The following is a 25775-nucleotide window of genomic DNA, read 5'->3' on the forward strand; positions in this document are numbered from 1 at the left end:
AGCATCCCAAACGGATAGTAATCATTGTATGAAACTACGTCTGGAATTAATAGTCGTCCTCGTCCATAAATTCCTAACAATTTACGGTCGGTCACTACAGAAAGAACGTTCCCTAAATGGTTCGACAATTCGTAGTTTTTATCTCCTACAAAACGATAGGCTGTAACCGGTGTTCCAACTTCCGCAGATGTACCTTGCCCCTGATCCAATCCTTCACAAACATCTCCAATACCATCGCCATCAGCATCTTCCTGACCCGGGTTGTAAATTGTTCTACAGTTGTCACAAGCATCACCTCTTCCATCACCATCCGTATCAATCTGATTGTAATTCGGATTATTGATACAGTTGTCACAAACATCTCCTCTACCATCACCATCTGTATCAGCCTGGTTTGGATTATAGGTGTACACACAGTTGTCACAAACATCTCCAACGCCATCGCCATCCACATCACTCTGATTCGGGTTAAATTTATTCGGACAGTTATCCACTGCATCCGGAATTCCGTCACCATCAGAATCTAATGCCGTAGGTCCACAATACGATTGTGTATACGGAACTCCATTTCGTGTCATGCTCAACAAATTGTTGGTTGCCGTTGGTTGCCCAACCGGTCCTTCATCAAACGGAAAGACATATACCGGTGTATTATCCGACCCTTGACCATTATTCACAGTATAGGTGAAATCACACATTTCAACAGGAACCCCCTGGAAAGAATTTCTAAGATTGTTTCCTTCCACATTTCCATACTCTTTTGTGGTTTTACCCAAAGTATTCCAAACCGCATTTGGTTCCGGGAAATCTCTGTAATCGTCCGATTCCGGTCCGTTTAACTCTTGTGTTACATTACCGATAAAATCTCTCGACGTGTAAACATTTCCGTTAATCGTAAACTCTGGACTAAAATTATCGCCATTCACCGATACCTTCGCATGGAAATTCCATTCGGTTTCCGGTATCGCATTTCGCAACTCATACGTCCAAACGGTTTTATAGTTTCTATAATTCCAACGTCTGTGGAAAACAAAGAACGGTTTATAACGGTGGAACCTTTTCGTATACTTTTCAATTTCTAATGCCGGCACATAAGCACCATTGCCATTTCTCTTAATCACGATACGTGCCACACTATTGTCCCATTGCTTGTATTCCGGTCTTCTGGCACCATCTAAAGTTACTAACGCATGATTTTGATTTACTGTCATCGCTGAACCTCCAACAATTTTGAAATTCGTTCTGATTTCAAAGTCCTGTGTTTTCGCTCCAGATTGATCAAAGAAATTGATACTCTTGTCGCCATCGCCCCAAGTAACATTGTTATTTCCACTAAACGATAATCCCCAAATTGAAGACGGTGTTGTTAATAAAGCCTGCGAGACATTATCTGCAATCTGTGCCGAAGCAATCATCGCATCCATTCGTAACGCAATTCCTCTTCCACTTTCTGCATTAAGCTCTTTTCTTCCTTTTTCAACCCCAAGACGACTGCTTCCGTAAATATCCTGTTCCACCAGGTAATATCTAATCCCTTCCCCAGCTTTCTTCACCATCTCATAGGTACTCAATACATTTCCTTGTGCATCGCGTTGGTAGAAAGTAGTCGTTGCATTGCTTCCTTTGGTAACGCTTTTAGCAATTCTTTTTCCTAAACCGTCATATTCGAAATCGATTACGGTTCCATTGGCTTTGTTTACCGTTTTCACTTTTCCATCGACTCTCCAAACAATATTCAAGCCTTCTTTTTCATCACGGATCAACTGACCAATCTCATCGTACTGATAGTTATCTCGCTCCTGATTATCAATATCCAGAGAAGTATCATTCGGATTCGACGGATCATTGGTAAACGCTCCGTTAGGAACAGTATCATTAATATGCGTCAACTTATTCGTCCCATCCTGATACGTATAACTTAATTCATCCATTAACTGGTTTCTTCCAGAATTTTTTTGGGTAGGCGCCCAACGATTTAATGTCAATAAGTTACCATTTCTGTCATACGAATATTGCGATCGATACGATTCCTCTGTAAACAATCCTAACAAATCATTAATATTAAGGGAATTCATACCCTTAATTCTGTTTAACTGATCGTATGAATAATAATTATACTGCGATGATAAATTTGTCTGCCTCAAATCCATTAAAGAAGTAACCATCTCTTTAATGTTTCCGTTATACAAATTCCTATCTCTTTCAAGATCGTTTGTTAAACTATAACTTAAAGGCATATTATCCGCACCATTGTTAACATGGTGTCTCGACTGGTAATCCCCTCTAAAATAATTCAATCCAAATCCAAAAGCATCTTTAGCGGCTCCACTGAAAATCTCTCCATCGCCACCGATATCGTAGTTGGTGAAGGCGCCTCTAAGTGTGATTGTACCTAGACGTTCTGAGTTCACTCCTTTTAACCAACCTTGAAGCGTATAGAAGTAATCCAATCCCTGAACCTGCTTATCTCCAACAACAAGACGTGCTAAAGGTCCATGCTCGTAATAGTCGTACTTCGCTTCTTTTTCCCAAACGATTTTATCCTTACTGGTATAAACCTGTGTGATTCGGTTATCCGCATCATACTCATAACGGTGAATAAACTGATCTGCTTTTTTAGGTTGGTAGGTTACACTATTCACGTTTCCACTAACCAGATCGTAATCGTAGATCACTTTTTTGACATCCTGATTTAATTCTTTTAAGATCTCTTTATTCGTATGATAAATAAGTTCTTTTACGTTTCCGTGGATATCATAATCATATAAAATCGCATTATCATAACGGTCGTTCGCGATAATGTCCATTCTATCCAGGTCTACCCCTTCATCCAGAACACTGTACACTAATACAGCCGTAACCCTTTTGTGATTATTGTTTCCGGAATACGATTCAAACCAACTGGTACTATTCGCAACCGGAGTATCATAAAGTGTTCGCGTCACCTCATAGCGGGTATAATCGTGTGTTCCCAGATCACTTACCGGAGAACCTCCTATCATAACATTCCCTTCATCGTTAATATACGCTTGTCCAGGAATATATTCCCCAGCTTCCACAATTCGTCCCAGACCATCATATCGTGTATAACTGAATCTTGGTTTTGGCATTGCCGCCTGTTTTGCATTTTGCGAGGCAATAATACGCCCTAACTGATCATATGCAAATCGCGTTTCACCACCATCCGGTGTTTGCTGCCATACCAACTGATTCAACGAGTTATAACGATATAGCGTTTTCATCGTGTGATTTGGATCGACAACAAGACCATTTACCATCCCTTGTTCTTCGTTAGGGAATATATTTCTAATCTCATTAATCGTACTGTCGGTAGCCGGTGTTAATCGGGATACCCCCTGAGGCGGAACCGTTTGTACTAAGTTTCCTGCCTGATCATAATAGTATAAAGTATACTGGTATTCTTTATCATAAGACACTTTATTCAACGATTCTTGTAACCCGTTGATAGCGGCCTGAATATATTTTTGTTTAAATTCTTCTCGTTTTGCAATAAAATATTCCTCTCTTAATTCTTGAATATAAGTCTGTTGTACCGAGTTTACAAAAATCTCACAAGCAGTAGGAATATTATCTACTTGCATATCGATGGTCGGAACCATTGGTGCCGGAGGACAAATTTTATTTTCCGTCATATACAGGTCTACGAACTCACTCCATGTAACAGAAGGATGCGTCGGCAAATACGCTGCATAGGCATTGATAACCATTTGTGTACCATTATAACCATAATTCAATTTGGTTGCTCCAAATTCACTTATCGTTATAAAGCTCGGCATACTAACATCGTAAGCTCCCGTTATATTCAAATAATGGATATAATCTGTAACCAGATATCCTAAGTTAGCTTCACAGAAATATTTCGCATCTTGAGCCAGATGATCCGGCATTTGATAACCTTGTACGATGTCCATAATATCGCGAAACTCCAGCCATTTTTGCACACAAACCGACGGAGCAACTGCTGGCGGTATACAAGAGGTGCAAGGCACCTGAATTACAGCATTACATTTTCGTGCAGTGATACATTTACTGGTACCGTTGGCAATAATTTGCGCCCCTGTATTGGTGGTAACCGTAGCCGTAAAATTACCCGATTGTGTATTGGTAAATGACAATCCCGAAATATTCGTAACATTTGCAAATGAAACACCCGGTACCGTAAACACTACTTCACATTCCGATTCTTTGGCAAACGTAAATCCAATTTGAGAACTGGCCGTATTTTCTACTTTGTAGAAATTATTGATACTGGCTGACGGAGCCGCTCCAGATAACTGAACATACGTATTTAAAGCCGGTAATCCATTGGCAGTAGCACCGTCGGCTACTGTTTGCTGCTGTATAAGATCCTTTAACACGGATGTCAGTGCATTCGTAACCCCGAATTCCTCTTCACAGAACGTTTGCTGAAGGCAGCTTATCGTGCCACGAGCTTCCTGAATTCCAGCCGGATAGACCATATTAAATCGGCCACTACTAACTCTATAAGAACCATGGTGAACAAAAACACTAAAAGCATACGTATTATTACCTAAATTTTCAAGTATTTTAAAATTCGAGAAATGTGTAATCTGTGAAGCATAATTCGTCGTAGTAGAACCTCTTCCCGGATAAGCATAAAGTGGCAACATAAACTGACATTCCTGAGAACCCGAAAAGAAATTAAACTTGATACCATCATAAGTCGATAGTCCATCCGACCAGTGTGTCGCATATTGATTTACCGTTGGATTATTTCCAGCAATATATGGAGCTACAGCCTGCATCTGAACAGGATTATATCCATCTAAAAAGCCATGTGAAATAGGACCTCCTGCGCTCCAAAGATGATTCGTCAGGTTTAAGAAGTTCGCTCCTATAGCTTCTGTCTGAGAAACTTCTTCCGTACAGATACAACTATAATTTAATGGTGTGATACGTCCGTTTAGGGTAAACACCTGATCTTTCAGATCCAGATAACTGATTGTTATTTTATCATCACCACTTACAACACCATTCACCATATTTTTCTCAATCTTTATTCCCGTTACTCTATAAAAAGTTCCCGGAAGGAAAGATGGATTTCCAAATTCGTTCACCAGATTATAAATCGTAAACGGACTTGGACCATTAACGGTAAAACTGGTATTCACACTACACGACCAAGATGAATTTAAGGCAAGATCATTTAACACCTCCGGCATAACACTGCTACCATAGGTATAATTATCATTCGGAGCTCCTTTTAATGCTATCCCAGACGTAAACAATTGTCCCGGAATATTTGGATTCGTTCCTTTTAACGCATTCATAACGCGTACCAATGCTTTTTCAAAGCGCACGCGTTTGTCGCAATTTTCACCTGTTTCACCAGCTGCATCCCCAAAACTACATTGTCCGATAGCTGCTTTAATCGTTCCTTCAAGAACCACCTCTTCTAACGCCGGGCAACTTGTTCCCGTAAGTCGTTTTAGAACCGCAACAATCTGGAATTTATACGTATTGTTTAACGGATTAAACGATCCCGGTACATAATAAATATTCTTGAAATCAACAATCTTAAAGTTTGTATTATAGGTCGTCCATGTAGGAGCTGGTACCGTTTCGTTACAACCATTCATATAGTACCCTATAGATAAAGACTGTGTTAGAATCTTAAGTTCGATTGGCTCTGCAATACTACCACTAGCCGTATTAAACGTAAGGTTCAAACTTGCACCTCCATTTACAACACTTCCATTAATAGTCACATTTTGTGGGTTTGCTGCATAAGCAGCCGGGTCTAACAATACCGAATTAAATAAATCCGGTGTTAGCATCGGCATACTATAGGCATTAAAACCGTACAGCAATAATCCCTGATTCTGGAAAGAAGGATTGATCAATCCTTTTAACAAACTTTCGGTGTCTACTAATAATGGACATTTTCCAGTTTGGTAATAGGTATTTGCATCGGCATCGGCAGTAGCATCGGCAATGGCCTGTGCTCCCGGAACACCGGAGTTAAAGCCATAATCGGCCGATATAAATCGTTTTTCTTTGTTTTTATAATATCCAACGGTAGTAGTCGAACAAGCTAGTATCGTACCGGCAGGCGTTGTCGGAACCGGAGTTGCAAAAGCCTGGTTGATTCGTTGTAACAGGTTACTATAATTACCTGTTGTATTATATTTTTCGAACAGCGTTACAAAAGTATCAACGTTCTGTACGTCGCCGATACAACCGTTATACCCACTATTACGTAAAGCATAAATATGAGAGAATACCGTTCTTGTTTTTTGTTTAAACGCGATATAGTTGTTCATAAAGCTCTTCCAAACACGCTCTTTTTCCGTTGGATTCAGCGCATTAAGAATTGGAAGTAATTGGTTAACCGGTGTGGTCACCAAACTTTGATAAGTAGAAGCCGGTGCAATTCCATTACCGAAGACAGTGGTATAATAAGCTGTCTGAAGCATATTTAATCGGGCGTTATTCGCCAATTTAATACCTTCGTAATTCGTATTCATCGCTTCCAGCAATAAATTTTTTCTCAGACTAAAATCATTCGTAGTTTCGGCATCGTAGTTAATCCCCGATGATGGCGTCGCTGTAATTTGTCCGTTATAGAAAGGATCATTAGCTGAAAGGGCAATTAAATTCTGAACCAATCCATTTGTCGTAAAGACATTGGTATAATCGGTATTTTTAAGTTTCTCGTCAAAGCTATCGGAGTTATCACCAGCCGAATTTGTTTTGGCACAAATGGCTTTATTGTATTTCAGATACTGGTATTCCGGGTGGTAAGGTAGTAACGATTCCGCCCAGCTTGCTTGCCAGTTATTAACAAAGTCGGTTACATTTCTTAAATATTGCGGGCGCACATATTTATTGGATGAAGTCGGATCCAATGGATCATCTTCGACACTCGCCGAAGGCATAATTTCAGGGATATAAGTATTGTAATTAATTCTTTCGACTTTTACCTTCGCAAAATCACCATTATCATCCATATATGGCGTAGCCGGTCGTCTCCAGTTATAGTTCGATACATTTTGTGTAACGGTTAATCCGGTATCCAAATCGATAAACGTCTGAACAGAAGAACCGCCATATAACAATTGATTGTTTTCATTAAACAAACTTAGGGTATCGTCAACATTACCAGCTGGCGCGTTTATTCCACCTGGTTGCGCCGTTGGAAAATCGATTCCTGCAATGGATCCGTATTGACCGTGCGGACTAACATCCGACAGTAACATGCTCGTATTGATATTACAGGTATCGCCCGGCTGTATACACAATTCTCTACAACCCTCTAATAATCCTCTAAACTCCTTTTTAAAGCGAGTCACATAGGTATTGATTAGATACTGTGAAACAAGTCCGTTCTGATCCACAAATAGTGATCCGTTATAGACAAACCAACTTCCTGCAAAATTGCTGTTCAGGTTATCGATTACATATTTTTGTTCTGCCAATAAAACGTAATATTCTCTATTCCCAACATCTCCCAATACACTTTCATCTGTGCCGGCAGGGAAGGTCATTCTAAATGACTGACATGTCTGTAGTGCTAAATAACTACAAATCAGTGCTTCCTCACAACTTCTACACGTCACGTGACAGTCTTCTTCGCTAATATCGATTGTAGAACCTGCTAAACTCGGAAAACACGGATTGCTTGACTGTCTTATTTGTGCGATATAATCGTCTGCATATTGCTCGACAGCAACCTGATTCACGCGGATATCCTTATTTAAAGTATACGATCCGATTTTCAACACACTGGATGTTAAACTTTTATTGAATGAAATCGCTGGCGCATTCGGTGTATAGGAATTCAGATTTATCATTCCTATCTGAGCGATTCCACCCCCATTCGAATCAACCAGCATGTCATTACCGCAATCGTCCAAAAGACTCATCTTCCAGTCAAACACAAAAGGATAGTATTTGCCACCCATACAGTAGTCGTTATAGGTATTCGTAGCATGCGTCAAACCATAGTTAAGAGTTAACGCTTCTTCCTTCACAACTCCCACCTGACTATTTAATCGTACGCCATCCTGTAATATCCCGTTTATTCCGGTAGTATAGGCATCGTTATTCGACATCATATTGGTTGTTGTCATTTCGTGTAATGCGTTATTGGTTTCATCCTCCAACGACGACATTGGCTCGTCTTTCCGGTTGTCACCAGCCAGTGCTGTAGCAATCGTTCTTCCCTGAGGATCCAGATAACTAACACTAACCTGTTTGTTCGGATCGACAACTATATTCTTTTTATAACGTTTGAAATCTCCTACTTTATATCCAAAAAGTCGGTTTAATTCTTCCTGGTCCGGTTGCAGGTAAAAATAGCTCATCTCGTGACCGGTACCCAATTGAAGTTCTTGTCCTACACCACCTTTTCTTCGGATTCTTCCGGTATTATCCGGCGTATATTCAATCTGAGAAAAAGGATATTTATTCGCATTTGGCACAAAATCCTGATAGTTTGCTACAGGTGCACTTTGTTCCGAATAATATTTACTGGCTCCGGAACTTTTTGACATTCCCGGCGGCAATATCGGCTCACAGATTAATCCATTCAGTCGATCCCAGTCGAAATCATGATGGGTATAAACCTGATTGTTATCATTTTTATTTAAGTCCCTGTAATAGCGAATACCGGAAGCTTCGATAGGTGTTGGCAACACTTCAACAGCAACACGTCCCTGATTATCATAAACCGATTCTCCAACAACGGCTTTATTATTCGTATTGGTTTTAGTAACCGTTTGACGATTACGCAACGTACCATCGAAATAACTTACCACTTCTTTTTTCTTACCATCTTCGGCAAAAGAAGCTTGGTATTGCCAGTTCTTTTTACCTACTTCATGATCGGCATCAATTTCCAGGAAAGTCCCCCAGTTACCTACATTTTGAAAGTTACCCGCCAATCCAGAAGACCAGGTTCCGTAATAACTCTTTTTCGTATCGTCCAGGAATCGTCCTACCGGTCTTACCCGGTATACCAAATACCCCTTTGAGAATACCAATGGAATTCTATATTTTAATTCTTTGGTTTGTATTCTTGTACTATTCAGTTTAAAATCCTGCTCTGTTAAAGCAATCTGATTGGGCATCAATTTATTTCCGTTTGGCCCATAGTTATCCACCCAGGTCCATTCCAGTTCATATTCTGTCGCTGGCGCATCGATATAACGTGTCCAGTTAATTTCCAGTTCTTCGGCTCCGTCACTTACATTGTTAACCACCATTTCCGTCAAACCATTGTACTTAATAAGTCTTCTGGTAACCGGATTTACCGTTGTATTTTTGATATTGTAATAGCGGTCCGTTTTAAAACGAAGCTGAAGGAACGCTGTAGAATTAGTAACGGTAGGAATAATTTGTCCCGATAAATCTCTATACACGACTTCATCTACCGCTACATCCGCTTTATGGATGCCCGGCAACTTATAAATCGAATAATCGTCGAATTTTACATTTTCGGTTAGGTTATCGTGCACAATTCTCAACTTGACAGCATAAGGTGCCAAAGTTCCATTTTGGTTGTTATAGGGTACAACTCTCAATTTCACCTCACAAGAATATTGCGCCTGATAAGCCGTTAGATCACTTGCAAGATCCTTGAAACCAAAATGAATATATACAGCAGGATCAATAGAAGTCAGCACATTCTGCTGATTCAAAGAGGCATACTTCGGATCGGTAATCTGTAGCATAGGTAGGCTATGCAACTGGCTACCCGAACTAATCGTGCCCAAAGTTTCTTCCTGTTGTCCAAAAACAAACGCTGTAAATAGTGTAAATACTAAAATAAATAAACGCTTAGGGATATACATATATCTGATTTTTATTTTATATTATTAGAAATAATTCGTTCATCAATTATTTCGTATTTTTTAAACCGCTGAGCCAAAACAATGCTATTCTTACCGGAGAAAGAAAGGTAGTTTTGTGTATTAAAAACCGAAGGAGGAATTGCTTTTCTGCTATAATCGCTATAAACCACTTCCAGTCTCGGATAGTTAACATCTGTTCCTTTATACTCTTTGGAAAAATTAATTCCCGTGTTATAGTAAAAGATCTGTTTTTGTATAAAATAGGTCTTCGACACGTTTAAGACGATCTTGGAATAGGTCAGTCCGGAATGCGCTTTCGGCTCCAGAATAATTTCCCAATAGGTTTTAAAATCTTTAAACGAATTCAGCTTACACAATTCGAATACTTTATTAAAATCGGCTTCCCCAAAATAATTATTAACCGGATTCGAAACGACCATTGCATTTTCGGAGTGGCTGATTTTTATATTGGTTTTTTTCGTATTAATAATCTCCGTATCGTTGATTTTGATGTAAACTTCGTTTGCCGCATTTTTATAAAAGACACCTTTATAGTTTTCTTCTACCTTAGTCGACTTATAATCTTTAAACAGTTTATAGTCGGTTTTATACTGTAGCGGTTGTGCGATACTGTATCCGGCTGTAATTTTCTTAAAAACCTCTCCTACAGTTTGTGCCTGAACCAGACACCCCATGAGTAGGATGGAAACGGATGTGATGATTTTATGTACCATAACTTCCCTTTAGTTTTTAATTACACTTCCGGAACGGGTTTCCTGAATGGTTTTCACACCTCTTTCCGTTTCTTTTTTAATACGTACCAATCCACCTTCGTTGTCATACTCATAAAAAGTAGCGTAGTTGTTATCGTCTAATTCCGACATCTGCTTAAAGGTTTCCGGATCGTATACAAATGATTTCATACTACCTTTTAGCGGATGCACGCGTATATCATCAAAATAAACCGGGATACTCGGACTGTTATTCGCCAACTCCACTCCAATTGAAATAGTATTATTGATGGCACTTGTTGACGAATACGGAATTTTAAACTTGGTAAAAATGCGTTGCCATCCATCGATAATTTCACCGGAAGGAATTGCTGTAACTCTTCCTATTTCGTGTTGTGGCAATGCCTGCTTATTGTGATAAAAAATCAGCGTAATTGCAGGGTTCGTAAATGTTTTAAGCTGTTCGTTCGTTTCTTCTTTTGCCCAAGCACTTAAAATATATTCCTGTCCGGGTTCCGGTTGGAACGAATAACAATCTTCACAAAAATCTTTCGTAATGGAGATTCCACATGAGATTTGGCTATCGACTAATTTTTCTGAAATATAACGATCGTCAGATCCCAGAATAGTAAAGTTATCATGTCCATAATAATCAGCCGGTTTAAAATAATCCATACTGGCTACCGGGAATTGATCTGCAGGATAACCCAATAAGAATTTTAATGATTTTCTAAGGCGTGACTCGGCTTGTGTTTGAATTACATCGGTATGTTCAACCGCGGCAATTCGGGCGAAATCGGCAGTTTGCAAAGTAGGTGCTACCAAAGCAGGATTCAGATTAGGATCCTGGTTTTGCGCCATTCGCTGACTTACAACCGTTTCCGAATCTACATAGAAACCATTCTCGATTCCCAGTACATATAAATGCGGACCGTTTGGCGTTAATGGCGTAGTTGGGTTCGCCGGATTTCTATAATTATCAAACAATTTCATCGTATTAACCAACGTCGAAACATTGGCCGTCTGACAACCATCGGTAATCATAATAACCCCCTTAGGCTTCATCGAAGCCTGCAATGCTTTTTGCAAGGCACCATTCCAGTAATCCGAACCATGACTGATTCCGGTCTGACCGTATCGGGCACCAAAACCGTTAATCCAGTTATTAAACTGATTTAAAGTCGACCCATTGGTAACTTTAACCTGCATGATTGCATCGCCTCTGTTATAAGTATCACTGTCGGACATACCGATCAGGGAAATATAGATATTCGTTCCTAAATTATCATTCGTATCAGCCTGTTGCTGTACAAATGCTTTTAGTTGTTTTTTGATTTTTCGGATTTCAGTATCGTCCAACGATCCCGACTCATCTACAACAATAGCCACGTGCGACTCACAGTATAACTCATCCGGACATAAATTGATATGCTTTACCGTTCCTGTGTTAATCACCGAACCATTACTGAACGTTGTTTTAAACGTCGCCTGTGTATCCGGGAAAAAATAATTGTTGAATTCCACATTGGTAATATTTAAATTACTTAGAAGCGGAACTACCACGTCATATTGCGCTCCATGCGGGTTAAACGAGAATGAAATCGTATTACCTGTATTATTAAAGTTGTAGATTTTAGCATTAACATCGGTAATGTACGGTGCCAAAACGGTTAATTCCGTACAGGTAAAACCATTCGGTACACTTGCATTAGGAAGCGTTCTTAATTTATTGATCAAATTAAGGAACAAGTTTTTGATCACCGGAGCATTTGGATTAACTGTTGTACAGTAAACCGGTGCCGGAGGACAAAAATTAACATGTTTAACCGTGTGATTCGGCTGGTATACACTTGTGTTTAAAAGTACCGGCAAAGTCGTGACTGAAGCAGTCGACACATATCCAGACATATCCAAACCGGTTACGGTTGTATAAGGTGTATAACGAAGCGAAACATCATAATCGCTTCCATGATTCGCAAATGAGAATCGGAAATACTCTCCGTTATTTGCAAAATGCGCATTATAAATTTTAGGATTTGGATCAGAGATATAAGGCGATAATGAAATCAGTTGTGAAGGTGCATAACCATTGGCGATATACCCGTCGGTCTGCATTTTTGAAATCAAATGATTCAATAAATTAAGATACAACTGTTTTACAATAGGCGATGTTGTATTATTCGACGCACAAAACGTTGTACAATTTTGCACGGTTACATCATCTAACTGACCGGAAAACGTACACCCTCCGTCATAATTCACTCCATTTACAATAATGGTATAAGTACCTGCATCCAGCGAATTGATATATATCTCATTCGTACCATATATCGTATTCAAATCGATAACTGTTCCGTCCGATTTCACAATTCGGATGTTGTACTCGGCAGCGGACATATAAGGATATACGACCACTTTAATAAATTGTCCGGCACATAAGGTTGCCTGATTGGTAGAACTCAACAACTGAATTCTTGTTTTTTCGTCACAGATCGGCAATTTATCCGGACAGAAATTAATATGCATGACCTCAAATTCCTTTAAATGGATTCTATAGCCTGGATAATTGTCTGAATAATCTCCTTGCAAATTCAAATAATGATCGGAATCGGTATATCCCCCTAAATCGATGTCAAAGTTAACAAGAGCGATATCCGAAAAATCACCATAAAGTCGAACATCGTGCTCACCATGGTCCCCTGTAAAAGAGAAACGCATCTCCCTTAAACGATTATTCGAAGGGTCTACATCGGTACCGAAGTGCGTAATTTTAGGATACGGATCCGTTATAAACGGTTTTAATGCGTTAAATTCCGGCGGGTTAGTCCCCTCGATCATATAATCAGGCACACCACTATTTTTGGCATTAACCAAATATTTTATAAAATTCAGGAATATCGTTTTTACGGTAGGAGTATAGATATTGTCTTTGGTACATGAACTCCATTTTACTCTATCGTTTGTTACAGTCGTTGCTTTATCCGCAACCGCAACCTTTTCCCCCGTTGTTTTTGTATTCGCAGCACTCTTAGTTGTAGTACCTTTTGCTGCTGTCACTGAAAGAGCATCGTCCTTAAACACAGGTAAATCTCCCATAGGTTCCAGCAAATCCTCAGCTAATTCGCCGGTTACTTTATTACCGTTAATTAAAAAACGAGTCAACGCCTGGAAAGCATCCGGGTCGGCTTTTAATTCCCCTTCCAGATTATTGTCACTTAAAACAATATCGGTAACATGGCCGTCTTTAACCGTTACCCCATACCATCCTGTTTTCTTTGCAGCATCCCAGGAAGTCACCACCGATTTAGGATTGTTAACATCCCAACCTTTATTGTTCTTCCATTTGCTACCGTTAGTACTGTGATATATATCGATCAGTGCCTGTCTCTCTTCCGGAGAAACCTGAGCCAAGACCGTGACACCCGACCATAGCAAAAACACTATTAAAACTAAATTTTTCAATTTTATACGAATCATCTCTACTACTATTTTTTAATGTCTTTAGCTAATACTTTATCTGCCGGTTTCACTTTCGCTGTAGGACTTTGTACTTCCACACAGGAAACCACCTGTTTTTTAAGCAGCGCTTTTTTCCCTGCCTCAATTTTCAAACTCTTTCTACCGGTATGTGATTGTTTCGACGAAACGGTTACTTCATTTGGTTTAAGTAGTCCATGGAAATTAAAATGGGCCGACGTCAGACAGGTAGAGAAATCATAATCTTCAAAGCCGTCAAAAGCCATTTCTTTATATTTTGCATTGGATGCCACCGCCATTGGGAAACGATTATTATAACCGTAAAGTGCCGACGAATAACGATTTAAGGCATCTTTGTTTTCCACTTCCTGGCCATATGGATTATATTGCGTCACTTGGGAAGCAAAAGTCCATTTACCAAAACCGGCATAGATTAAATTCTTCTCCCACTTGCCCGTTGCTGCACTGTAAACATAGAACGGATCAAAATTGTTAAAGAAACCTGTTTTTCGAAGCGTTGGATTCAGATCATTCGCATTTGGCGTGAAATTTCTTCCGGTCAAATACGCATACGATTTATTAGCTCTCCAGTTTCCTAATACATTATACAAATACGGGTTATACGAGTTGGCGGCAATATCATCCGGGTCACCGGTATTGTTGTCTTTTTCATATTCAAAAACAAGGTTTCCGTTTTCATAAGTCATTCTTGGCAAATCACATTCACATTGCGCCGCCCAGATATTATTGTATTCTACTGCCGAGGCCGCGATGATTCTGTGCTTATTATAGTCTGCAGAGAGATACGGAGTCGGTCCTATGTTTGATCTCAATATTGCAAACTCCGGATCATTTCCGCTATATTTATAAAGCGGATTTCTAATCGACGTTACTCCAGCCATAGGATCTTCCAACATGTTTCGATAACCGGATCGGATTACCTTCATTTTACCAAACAGGATGTGATCTCGCGTTACACGCAAACCGTTTCGATCGATCAGCATAAATTTATCTCCGCTCGTTTTAACCACCCAGGCAAAAAGGGTTTTATCCTGTTCCATTCTATTCATACCAGTAATCCATACTTCATCACCATCCATTAAATAATCGGCGGCATAATAACCATCAATTTTATATCTATCGGTGTTGTCGTTAGTAGAAATACTACATTCCAATCCGATATTTTTTGCTACCTGCCCCATTCCTTTATATGCCCAGTATGCCGGGAAGGTAAAACTGTGGTAATTATCGTTATATTCATTGGTCGTTTGTGTCAACAATACCTGTCCGGTATCGGCATCCCATGCCGTATTTCTAGTAGACACTTTCGCGCCGGCATCATAGGCAATTTTTTCAGACAGAATACCACTTGTATGAATCACTTTTGTCGTTACCGCAGTTCGGATCTGATTTTCGTGTTTCGAATAACTCGGTAGCGGAACCGGTATAATCACAAAAACCATAAACAACGGAATACCAGCGGTATTAAAGTGAATTCCAGCCGTTTGTGTTACCGATTTACTTTCTCTAAAGTCGTTGATCACATCGTAATCCACACCTACCAGTTTTAAACCGATCTTTCCGGAACCGTCAATCGTAGTCACCACATTGTTTAGTTTCCCCAGATTCTTAGGCGTATTTGGCGATTCCTTATATTTATAATCCACTCCGGAAATAAAGGCCGTTTGTCCTTCGGCATAAATACGCTGGCTCTTCATTTTACCATCCATATCATTGGTATGAATCGAGTATCCCTGAGACAATGTTAAATGATCTCTAACATTGATTTTTAACAAACTCGCCAGGATATCCGATTTATCATAACGCGATGACATCGGGGTATAACTCACCACGGTAGGATAATCGTAAGTCGTATAGAATTCGGTTACCACATGTCCTGTAGCGTGTCGTTTTACCATAGCAGGATCACGCGGTCCTAATGCTTTTCCTCTTTCAAGGTTTTTAACCGTCACCCGACTATAGGTAACTTTTGGCGATGGGAAAAACGATTCCCCAAAAGGTTTTTCGATATAGTTTTCGGTTTCAGGACCTAACAATAAACTCTTAGTGGTTTTATCGTAGAAAGGCTCCACAAAAGGATTGTCTTTTGCCCCAATCGGCTCATAACTCGCCACTCCGGATGTCTTCCCTTGCTCTGTTTTGTAGGTATATACCTGACCGTAATGCTGTTTGTATAGCTCATCACTTGGATTATCGGTCATTATCTGCCATTCGTCATGCATTTTAACTTCTTTTACACGACTACCGCCACCGATTTTTTCACGGTTCGGCTGCATTAAACGAATCCATGATTTTCCGGAGATAAATTTGCTGGCAATTCCTTTCTCTTTTAGTTTTCCATTTGGACTTTTGAAAATATCCAACAACGTTGGCATCCAACCGATAAGTTCCATAACAACCCCTTCAAGATTGTTAGTGTCCTCTTCATTGTTCATACTATACACCACGCGGTTCAGGTTTTGTCTTCCGAAATACCAACCCGCTTTCGATATCGGATTCACTTCCGGATTACCACCGTCGCCCTGGTTTACCATTTCGATTTTGATAGACACATAACTATCACCGTTACCATCCTGAATAAAGTTATAGGTTTGATTTTTGACCACGTTTAGATACCCCGTCACATAATCGTATTTGTTATTATCATTTTGCGCCATATTCACTAAAAACCTAAAATAAACCGGGTCATTTTGTATTGGCTTGATATAACGCTCATGGAAGTCTTGAAAATTAGAGTCGTCTAATTTGATGTACAAATAACGCGAAGGGTTAAATGATTCATATAGTTTTGTATTGTTTAACTGACTTAGGGATGTTAATGGCGCACTACCGGCTCCTACTACTTTAAACATTTCCATCACATCGCGATCCTGGACATGGCCATAATCGTCGGCCTCATAATTCATTTCAATTCTACCGCCGGATGGCAAACTAATATTATTGATTAACCAGGCCGATGCATATTGATTGGCAGCAGCTCTGTCTTTTTGATCCACATATCCGTATTCGGTATTTGACAACGCATCGTTTGTTCCGCAGCCCACATTTGCGGCAGTCGGTTTGTAATTCCCCCAGATATCATAAGCCTTCATATCGTAAGAAGGATTATACCCGTAATTAAAAGTATACGGTGCGTATTTACCCATATTGGATTTCTTATAGGTAAAGTATAGTTTTTTTAGCGTCAGTTTTCCTTTTTGACCGTCGTACGCGCCACCCGACATGTTTGCGTTTTCGTGGTTTTCAACCCCCTGACACAAACTGTAGTCATATTCGAAATGCGCCACTTTAATAGGTGTTGCACCAGTCGGATTCGCCAGGTATTCCGGTTTCGAATACAATGAAATTTTATCCAGTTTATACGATTTGGAATCCAGTCCAATACCTCCGTTTTCACCTTTTACACCATAGGCATCTTTACGTGGTGAAATCTCAAAAATAGCAACGTGTGTTTTCGTTTCAATTTTTTTGATATAAAGCATTTCTTTTTCACCATACTGATAGTTTCCTTTATTATCCTTTTTACTGGAACGTAAACCTTCGTCATAATTGGCTACATTTTCTTTAAACGGAATACGCCATTTATACGGTTGTGTATTATTATAGGTAAACTTGGTATAGGTTCCTAAATCGTCATCCGTAGGACCGTCATCTTTTAAATCCTGATAATCGGACGACAAAACAGATGTTAACAGATACGTGTGCGCATAGGCCGGAGTTGTAACCCGGTTAAAATACTGATCACCATCTTTACTGTTATTGGCTGAGTTATCACTACCCGGGTTATAATTTACCATTCCTTTAGAACAGTTTACCCCCGGATTACTTCCCACGTCAAACGTAGCTTCTCTCTTAATGGAGTTATACGCTGCACGTCCGTAGATATAGCGTTCACCACCTTCTTTTATAACTCGTACTTCTGAAGTATGATGATCGTGTTTTCCAGCTAACGAGTACGGGCTAAATTGGGTTTTAAAACCAAATTTTTGTGCTTCCGTACGGGTTAATTTTTGGATAACCTGATTTCTACCCAAACGCCCTTGTCTTTTCACATAGCTGGCTCCCGGTAAATAACTGCCGTTTCTGGAATAGTTCAGCATCGTATTTCTTGAAAACTTAGATCCTCCGATTTCAAGTTTAATCGGATCATAAGCTCCCAATTCGCTATCGAATAAGTTTAATTCTTTATCAACATGGTTTCCACCGATGTTTTTGAAAAACACTTTTTCATAATCCAGTCGGTTACCATTCACTTTCTCTCTAAATCGTGCCAAAGCAGGATTACTGCTCACCCACAATCCTGTCGCACTGTTCCCTTTTGTAATCGTGGCATCGAAACCAAAGTGAACACCGCCACCGGCTCCAAATTCAAGACCTAAACTTCCTCCATTTGTATCGTCCTGTACATAATTATCGTATACAAAACCTACTTGTGATTTATACGGACGGTACATTCCCGACACTCCTTGTCCCTGAATACTATACAAATCGTATGTATTATTGGTAACCGGTAATGAGGTTGTATTTTTATTAAACGTTCTGTCTTTCTCTCTGTTAAAATCTAAGATATCAGTACTTCCTGCACTATAGCTGTTTTCATAACCATAGCCTCTTTCTATTTTATATTTTTCAGAACTTTTAATACCCTGACTGGTTCGGTATCCGGAAAACTTCATTCCCGGTTCCACTCCCCAAAACTCACCTTCCACATTCACACCAAACATATAGTTAGACGACACCATTCCAACGCGTTTTGTTGGTGTAAAAGACGCATCCCCAAACGACAATGAGCCTGACAATTCATCACGCTTATCTTTTATATTTTTAAGATTGGTGTTATTCTTAGTCGACTTATACGACATCGATAGTGTTTCCAGTCCTTTTCGGCTGTTTAAGCTCACTCCGACACTTCCGGTTAATGTATAATCCTTTTTATCTTTATCGGTTTTCTTTTTATCGAACGACACACTTGGTGATACCGAAACACCTTCAGAAGACGAAGACTCCATATTCATCCCTACAGAAAGGTTATCACTGATCTGATAACTCAGACCACCATTAACTGAGAATCCAAAACCGTCGTAATTGTTATACTTCACCCCAAGTCCTATACTTGGAATGGCCATCTCGCCAATACCAAATCCAGCCAGGAAGAAGTTTGCATTCGACCCGATGGTCACATTGTCTTTCATATTGTTTTCATAGATCATCTCATCTCCTTTGAAATCATCCGGCAAACCGCGCATTTGTCGGTTAATCTGCCCGACATTCAAATCCCAGCCTAAACCAACCCATGAAGCTTCCTGATCCATGGTAATTCCGGTATTGTATGCCAGGTTTAACGGATACCCTCCCACATCCATAATCGGGATATTGTAGTTAAGATCACCGCTGGCCAGATCGACCATATCGGAAGTATCAATAGGTGTAAACGATTCAAACTCCGGTTGTGAAGGACCATTGGTTAAAGCATACGCTGCCATTGGCTGAACCATTTCTAAAAACAACATCATCGCTAAATAAATAGCAACGACTTTTGTAACCTTACTCGTTCTGATTTTTTGAATCATAATAATATTTCTGTAAATGTGTCTTTAAACTTAAACTTCAATGTTCCTTTACGGAATAACTTGTCTTTATAAACCAATTGAATTTTCTCATTGGGATCGATACCGGAGAAAAACAACACAACTTTCTGGAAAGGTGCTATTTTATAATTGCGCTCGAAGGAAACGCCGTTACATGGTATCGTATCATTTTTGGAAGTAACCACATAAAAATCGTTATTGATGGCAAACGCCATATATTTAACCGCATCGGCATAAGGCAATCCGGTAAATTGATCGGACAAAAGATCTTTTTCCTGATCCTGACGAAACGTAAACTCAACTACCCGTTCCTGTTTGTTAGCTTCATACAGGGAGTCCACTTTAAACAGATCAGTCGTTCCCTGGTCTTTTAAAATGTAATATTGAATTGGCACTTCGGTAGCCGTAAAATTGATATCGTCTACTTTTTGGGAATATTCGCGCGATTTCCAGCCGATTTTCTCTAACTGAAAATAACGGGAGCGGATTTCTGAATCATCCCTGCCCGTTGTTGTCTTTTCTTTTTTACAAGAAAACAGTGAAAAAACAAAAAATATGAAAAGTAGTTTTTTATACACCCGCATATTTTTTATTTAGACAAACTATGTATTTCATTTCGAATCACCATTGATTTCTTATCTAAAATTCTTCTCCCTTAGTGTTAAAGTGCCTAAAAAACACCCCTTTACCTTTTCCCAACTAAGGCATTAGTTACTACACCCATATTAAAGCACGTAGTATTACTTGTTAAAATTCTCACAAAAATAAAATTTTCTTTCTAAGAAAAAAGCCTCTTGTGTAAAAATTATAATACTAAAATGTTATTTTTTAGAAAAAACACTACAAAAAGTATCCTAAAACCCTTATGAATCCTACAAAAAGTCAGCATCTCAAAACAAGTAATAAAAAATAAAAAAATTCACCAATCGCATCAAAATTCAGAAACAAACAAAATTTCATACTTATAATCAAATTCCCTACTTTTGAAGCATCAAAAAAATGCTAAGGATGAGCGCAACAAAACACAATTGGACAAAAGAAGAGATTATTGATATTTACAATAAGCCTTTAATGGATTTGCTTTTCGAAGCAGCGACAATACACCGAAAAAATCACGACCCAAATACAGTACAAGTTTCCACACTATTATCGATCAAAACAGGAGGTTGTCCTGAAGACTGTGGTTATTGCCCTCAGGCAGCACGATACCACACTAGTGTTGAAGGAAATGACTTAATGACTGTTCAGCAGGTAAAAGCACAGGCTTTAAGAGCAAAATCAAGCGGATCATCCCGTGTTTGCATGGGAGCAGCATGGAGAAACGTTAAAGACGGGCCGGAATTTGACCAGGTTCTGGAAATGGTAAGAACCATCAACAAACTGGACATGGAAGTTTGCTGTACGCTGGGAATGCTTACCGAAAATCAGGCACATCGTTTGGCCGAAGCAGGTTTATATGCTTACAACCACAACCTGGATACTTCGGAAGAATACTATAAAGAAGTTATTTCAACCAGAGGTTTTGAAGACCGTTTACAAACCATTGAAAACGTAAGAAAAACCAACGTTACTGTTTGCAGCGGCGGAATCATCGGAATGGGAGAAAGTATCGAAGACAGAGCCGGAATGCTGGTAGCACTGTCCACCTTGAACCCACAACCGGAATCTGTTCCAATCAATGCCTTAGTAGCCGTTGAAGGAACACCAATGGAAGAAGAAAAACCGGTAGAAATCTGGGAAATGATCCGAATGGTTGCCACAACCAGAATCATCATGCCGGAAACACAGGTACGTCTTTCTGCAGGAAGAACACAAATGTCAAGAGAAGGACAGGCCATGTGTTTCTTTGCCGGAGCAAACTCTATCTTTGCCGGAGACAAGCTGTTAACCACGCCAAACCCGGATGTAAACGAAGACATGAAAATGTTTGAAATGCTTGGCTTACAACCACAGAAACCATTTATAAAATTAATGCAGCCGGAAACGGTTGAAGCCGAAGATTCTAAATTCCAGGCCTTAGGAGAAAAACCAAAATGGTCAAGACCAGGACACACTATAGAACGGAATCTGGAAGCCTCAGCAAAAAAATAAACCTGGAAAACTTTTTAAATTTTTAATTTATTTTAATTTAAAATAATTTTACGATAAGATAAAGCTTTCTTAACTTTGCTCCTGTTTAATAGCATAAAATAGGAGCATCTTTTTATAAGTAATATAAACATTTCTTATGGCTTTACATTTAACAGAAATTGAGCGCGTAAAAACTATTTCAAAAGAAGACTTTTACAACAACTACGTAAAAAAACAGAAACCTTTAGTCATTGAACAGCTCACCAAAGATTGGCCGGCTTATGAAAAATGGAAGTTAAATTATATTAAAGACATAGCGGGAGACAAAACGGTGCCACTTTATGATGACAGACCCGTTTCCCACGAAGATGGATTTAATGAGGCTCATGCCAAAATGAAAATGGCAGACTACATTGACTTATTACAATCCAAACCCACAAATTACCGTATTTTCCTATACAACTTAATGAAGGAAGTTCCTTCACTTCGAAATGATTTCAAATGGCCAGATATTGGTTTACGCCTTGTAAAACAATTGCCAATGCTGTTTTTCGGAGGAGAAAACTCCAAGGTTTTCATTCATTACGATATTGATTACTCTAACATTTTGCATTTCCATTTTCACGGAAAAAAACAATGTATCCTGTTTGATCCGGACCAGACACCGTATCTGTACAAAGTACCGCACGCACTGATCTCCAGGGAAGATATCGATTTTGACAATCCTGATTTGGAAAAATGGCCGGCTTTAAAACAGGCTAAAGGACTTATTTGCAACCTTAATCACGGGGAAATGCTGTATATGCCGGAAGGATACTGGCATTACATGAAGTACTTAACTCCCGGATTCTCGATGAGTTTAAGAGCTTTTCCATGCAAAATAACCAATTTATCCAAAGCCGCTTACAATGTTTTTGTAATGCGCCATTTTGATAACTTTATGCGCAAATGGAAAGGACAGGAATGGATTGATTACAAAAACGAACAGGCTGTTATCCAGACACACAAAAAACTCAACATAAACGTTTAAAACTAACCTCAAAGCAGCTAAAATTGATGCAGAACAATCACAAATCCTACACAATTGAAGATGCTACGAAAAAACTGGAATACTATTGCAGTTATCAGGATCGTTGTCATGACGAAGTAGTCAAAAAACTTCGGGAAATGAACATGATCCCGCAGGCTATTGATGTAATAACCGTTCACTTAATTGAGCATAAATTCCTCAATGAAGAACGTTTTGCCTGTAGTTTTGCCAGAGGAAAACACCGGATAAAAAAATGGGGGAAAATCAGGATCGTTAACGAATTAAAATTCCGGAATATCTCTAAATACAATATCGATACAGCACTTAAGGAATTTACGCCCGAAGAATATTTCGAAACATTTGAAACATTAGCAGTCGCAACATGGAACACTATAAAAGAAACTAATAGTGCCAAAAAGAAAAAGAAATTTTGTGATTTCCTGCTCCGAAAAGGATACGAATCAAACTTAATATACGAGAAACTCTCAGACTTAGCAAACCAGGATTAAATCCTGGTTTTATTTTGACAGCAGGACACTAACCGCATTCCCGCCAAACCCAACAGCATTGACCAGTACTTTCCGGATTTTAGCCGCTCTTGTATAAGGTTCATGCACATAAGGAACGCCTATAAACTGCTGCTTTTCCATCATCAGTAACGCCAGCTCAACACTCAGTATTCCGGAAGAACCGAAAGTGTGCCCGATCTTCCATTTATTGGTCGTTAGCAAAGGCTTTGCATCACCGAAAACTTTCGCGATCGCGTTCAGTTCCGATGTATCGCCTTTTATAGTTCCCGGTGCGTGCATCACGATAACATCTACCGATTCGGGTGGCACACCATTCAAAGCCATTTTCATCGACTTCTGAAAACAATCAGCATCCGATGATATGGAAATATTGTGTTTTAAAACTTCCGTAGCATAACCGATTCCTTCCACATAAGCCAGGGCATTTGCTCTTTCACCGGTTTCAAGACAGGCAATTGCCGCTCCTTCACCCAGAACCATGGTATTGCTTTTTTTATCGGGATCCAATGCTTTACAGGGAAACGCATCGGTTGTTGTTGCATATATTTTAAGCGCCTTCATCTGTGCCATTGTAAAGGGCGTTAACGGCGCTTCACTCCCTCCCACCAGGAATTTATCCGCCATACCCGATTGCAGCCAGGCCACGCCGTTTAAAAGCGCATGCAATGCCGTAGAACAGGTAATGGAATGGGAAATATCCGGACCAACACTTCTCAAATCATTGGCAACCCAGGAAGAAATATTGCCAAGAGTAGTGGTAGGCGATGTAAGCGTTTGTGTTCTTCCGGTTTCCAAAAACTCTTTATGATGCTTTTCAAACAATTGCGTAGCGCCCCGGGACGATCCGATATTGACTCCGAACACATGGTCTTTCCAACCGGCCATCGCTACCGCATTTCTCGAAGCTAAAAGTGCATACAGTACCGAATTATCCAAAGCTTTATACTTGATATCCGAACTCCGCAGCGCCTCTATTTTTGCTAACAAGGCAGCTGATAAAACAGAAACTGGAAACGACTGTTCTCCGATTTTCGTTTCCTTTATTAAACTTTCCGGACGAAGATATTCCTTCCAGACAGATTCCGGCGAATCGCCCAAAGGAGAAACGGAAGCCAAAGCCGTTATTGCAATTTTATTTTTCAACACAATAGTATTACGCAGTAAAATTAAAACTTATCCAAAGCTTCCGCTATAATTTCATAAACTTTTTCCAGTTCTTCCGCTGAAATAACATACGGCGGCAAAATATAAACGATATTTCCTACAGGACGCATAATAACCCCTTTTTCAATAAAAAAGGCATACAGCTTATTCCTGAAATCACCATAATAACTATCGGCATCATCTCTTATAAATTCCAGGGCAAAAATAACCCCCAGAATACGGGTCGTTTTTACTCTCGGGTGATTTTCAATACGCTTCTGAAAAGACAAATGCTGTTCATTAATTCTTTTAATGCCGCTCTTTACCGCTTCGCTTTCCAATAATTCCAATCCGGCAAGGGCCGCAGCACATCCGGTAGGATTAGCTGTAAAAGTATGTCCGTGAAACAATGCTTTATTAACATCTTCATCATAAAAACCATCAAAAAGCGCTGCCGTAAAAGTCGTTAGTGCCATCGGGATCGTTCCTCCGGTAAGCGCTTTCGACAAACACATCATATCCGGCTGCTGTTGCAGGTAATCGCAGGCAAAGTTTTTACCGGTCTTTCCAAAACCGGTCATTACTTCATCGGCTATTGTAAACACGCCGTTTTCCTTACACAATTTTATAAGCCGGTCCAGTTGTTCCGGTGCATACATCACCATTCCCGCCGCACCCTGAACCAAAGGTTCAAAGATAAATCCGGCAAATTCATTTGTAGCAATTAGTTTCGAGATGGCCTCAAAACAGCGGTCTTCATTGCCCGCTGTCGGAACCGGAATCCGTTCCACATGAATCATCGCACCCTGGAAAGCCTCGGTAAAAAAGGAAATCCCGCTGGCAGCCATAGCTGCAAAGGTATCGCCGTGAAACGCATTTTCAAAAGCGATGATTTTCGTTCTTTTTTCCCCTTTGTTATAGTAAAACTGCAAGGCTACTTTTATCGCTACTTCAACCGCGGTCGAACCGTTATCGGAGAAAAATATTTTCTGTTGATTATCCGGAAGCAGCTTCATTAACTTCTCCGCAAGCACTATGGCAGGTTCGTGTGTAAATCCGCCAAACAAAACATGTTCTAAGGTTGTAAGCTGTCTGTAAATGGCATCTGCAATATGAGTATTCGAATGCCCGTATGGATTAACCCACCAGGAAGCAATGGCATCAATGTATTCTTTACCATTTTCATCCCATAATAAAGTTCCTTTTCCTTTCGTTATTGCTATATGAGGTTGTGCTGTTTTATGCTGAGTATAAGGATGCCAAAGGTGTTTTTCATCCGCTTTTTGCAAATAATTATTTTCCACTTAATCGTTTTTAAAGTTAGAAATCCGGTAGTACAAAGATAAAAA

10 protein-coding genes are annotated in these 25775 nt (G+C 39.6%); 3 read left to right on the plus strand and 7 right to left on the minus strand.

From position 1 onward, the window contains the following. The 5 genes from B3394_RS14055 to B3394_RS14075 all read right to left on the minus strand — a co-directional run. On the minus strand, positions 1-9836 hold a 9836-nt coding region (locus B3394_RS14055; protein ID WP_286925671.1), incomplete at its 3' end, for a thrombospondin type 3 repeat-containing protein. Between the two features lie 11 nt (positions 9837-9847). Further along, complete coding sequence (locus B3394_RS14060) at positions 9848-10570, minus strand: hypothetical protein (RefSeq protein ID WP_177731285.1); 723 nt, start codon at positions 10568-10570, stop codon at positions 9848-9850. Positions 10571-10579: 9 nt separating this feature from the next. After that, positions 10580-14029: a VWA domain-containing protein gene (locus B3394_RS14065; protein ID WP_286925652.1), complete on the minus strand. Its 3450-nt coding sequence runs from the start codon at positions 14027-14029 to the stop codon at positions 10580-10582. Positions 14030-14052: 23 nt separating this feature from the next. After that, entirely contained in the window at positions 14053-19635 is a 5583-nt protein-coding gene (locus B3394_RS14070; protein WP_177731282.1) for a hypothetical protein, read from the minus strand. Next, positions 19632-20237: a hypothetical protein gene (locus B3394_RS14075; protein ID WP_177731279.1), complete on the minus strand. Its 606-nt coding sequence runs from the start codon at positions 20235-20237 to the stop codon at positions 19632-19634. The genes B3394_RS14070 and B3394_RS14075 overlap by 4 nt, the downstream gene beginning before the upstream one ends. Before the next feature lie 424 nt (positions 20238-20661). Between B3394_RS14075 and bioB the strand changes: the two genes are divergently transcribed. The 3 genes from bioB (at position 20662) to B3394_RS14090 (ending at position 23262) form a co-directional block, all read left to right on the plus strand. Beyond that, positions 20662-21744, plus strand: a complete 1083-nt coding sequence (gene bioB / locus B3394_RS14080; RefSeq protein WP_177731277.1) for a biotin synthase BioB — start codon at positions 20662-20664, stop codon at positions 21742-21744. A gap of 136 nt (positions 21745-21880) precedes the next feature. After that, positions 21881-22753: a cupin-like domain-containing protein gene (locus tag B3394_RS14085; RefSeq protein WP_286925653.1), complete on the plus strand. Its 873-nt coding sequence runs from the start codon at positions 21881-21883 to the stop codon at positions 22751-22753. Positions 22754-22779: 26 nt separating this feature from the next. Continuing rightward, positions 22780-23262, plus strand: a complete 483-nt coding sequence (locus B3394_RS14090) for a regulatory protein RecX (RefSeq protein ID WP_273246042.1) — start codon at positions 22780-22782, stop codon at positions 23260-23262. A 9-nt stretch (positions 23263-23271) separates the two neighbouring features. On the opposite strand, the gene B3394_RS14095 is transcribed toward B3394_RS14090, so the two are convergent. Then, positions 23272-24426 carry a beta-ketoacyl synthase N-terminal-like domain-containing protein gene (locus B3394_RS14095; RefSeq protein WP_286925654.1) on the minus strand — a complete coding sequence of 385 codons (1155 nt, stop codon included), beginning with the start codon at positions 24424-24426 and terminating at the stop codon, positions 23272-23274. A gap of 23 nt (positions 24427-24449) precedes the next feature. Beyond that, positions 24450-25730, minus strand: a complete 1281-nt coding sequence (bioA, locus tag B3394_RS14100; RefSeq protein ID WP_286925655.1) for an adenosylmethionine--8-amino-7-oxononanoate transaminase — start codon at positions 25728-25730, stop codon at positions 24450-24452. Positions 25731-25775 lie beyond the last annotated feature (45 nt).

The sequence above is a fragment of the Flavobacterium sp. UBA4197 genome (assembly GCF_002379575.1).
Classification (GTDB): domain Bacteria; phylum Bacteroidota; class Bacteroidia; order Flavobacteriales; family Flavobacteriaceae; genus Flavobacterium; species Flavobacterium inviolabile.

Coding starts and splice junctions, on each gene's coding strand:
- B3394_RS14060 (WP_177731285.1), bottom strand. CDS start 10,570: ATGGTACATAAAATCATCACATCCGTTTCCATCCTACTCATGGGGTGT.
- B3394_RS14070 (WP_177731282.1), bottom strand. CDS start 19,635: ATGATTCAAAAAATCAGAACGAGTAAGGTTACAAAAGTCGTTGCTATT.
- B3394_RS14075 (WP_177731279.1), bottom strand. CDS start 20,237: ATGCGGGTGTATAAAAAACTACTTTTCATATTTTTTGTTTTTTCACTG.
- bioB (WP_177731277.1), top strand. CDS start 20,662: ATGAGCGCAACAAAACACAATTGGACAAAAGAAGAGATTATTGATATT.
- B3394_RS14085 (WP_286925653.1), top strand. CDS start 21,881: ATGGCTTTACATTTAACAGAAATTGAGCGCGTAAAAACTATTTCAAAA.
- B3394_RS14090 (WP_273246042.1), top strand. CDS start 22,780: ATGCAGAACAATCACAAATCCTACACAATTGAAGATGCTACGAAAAAA.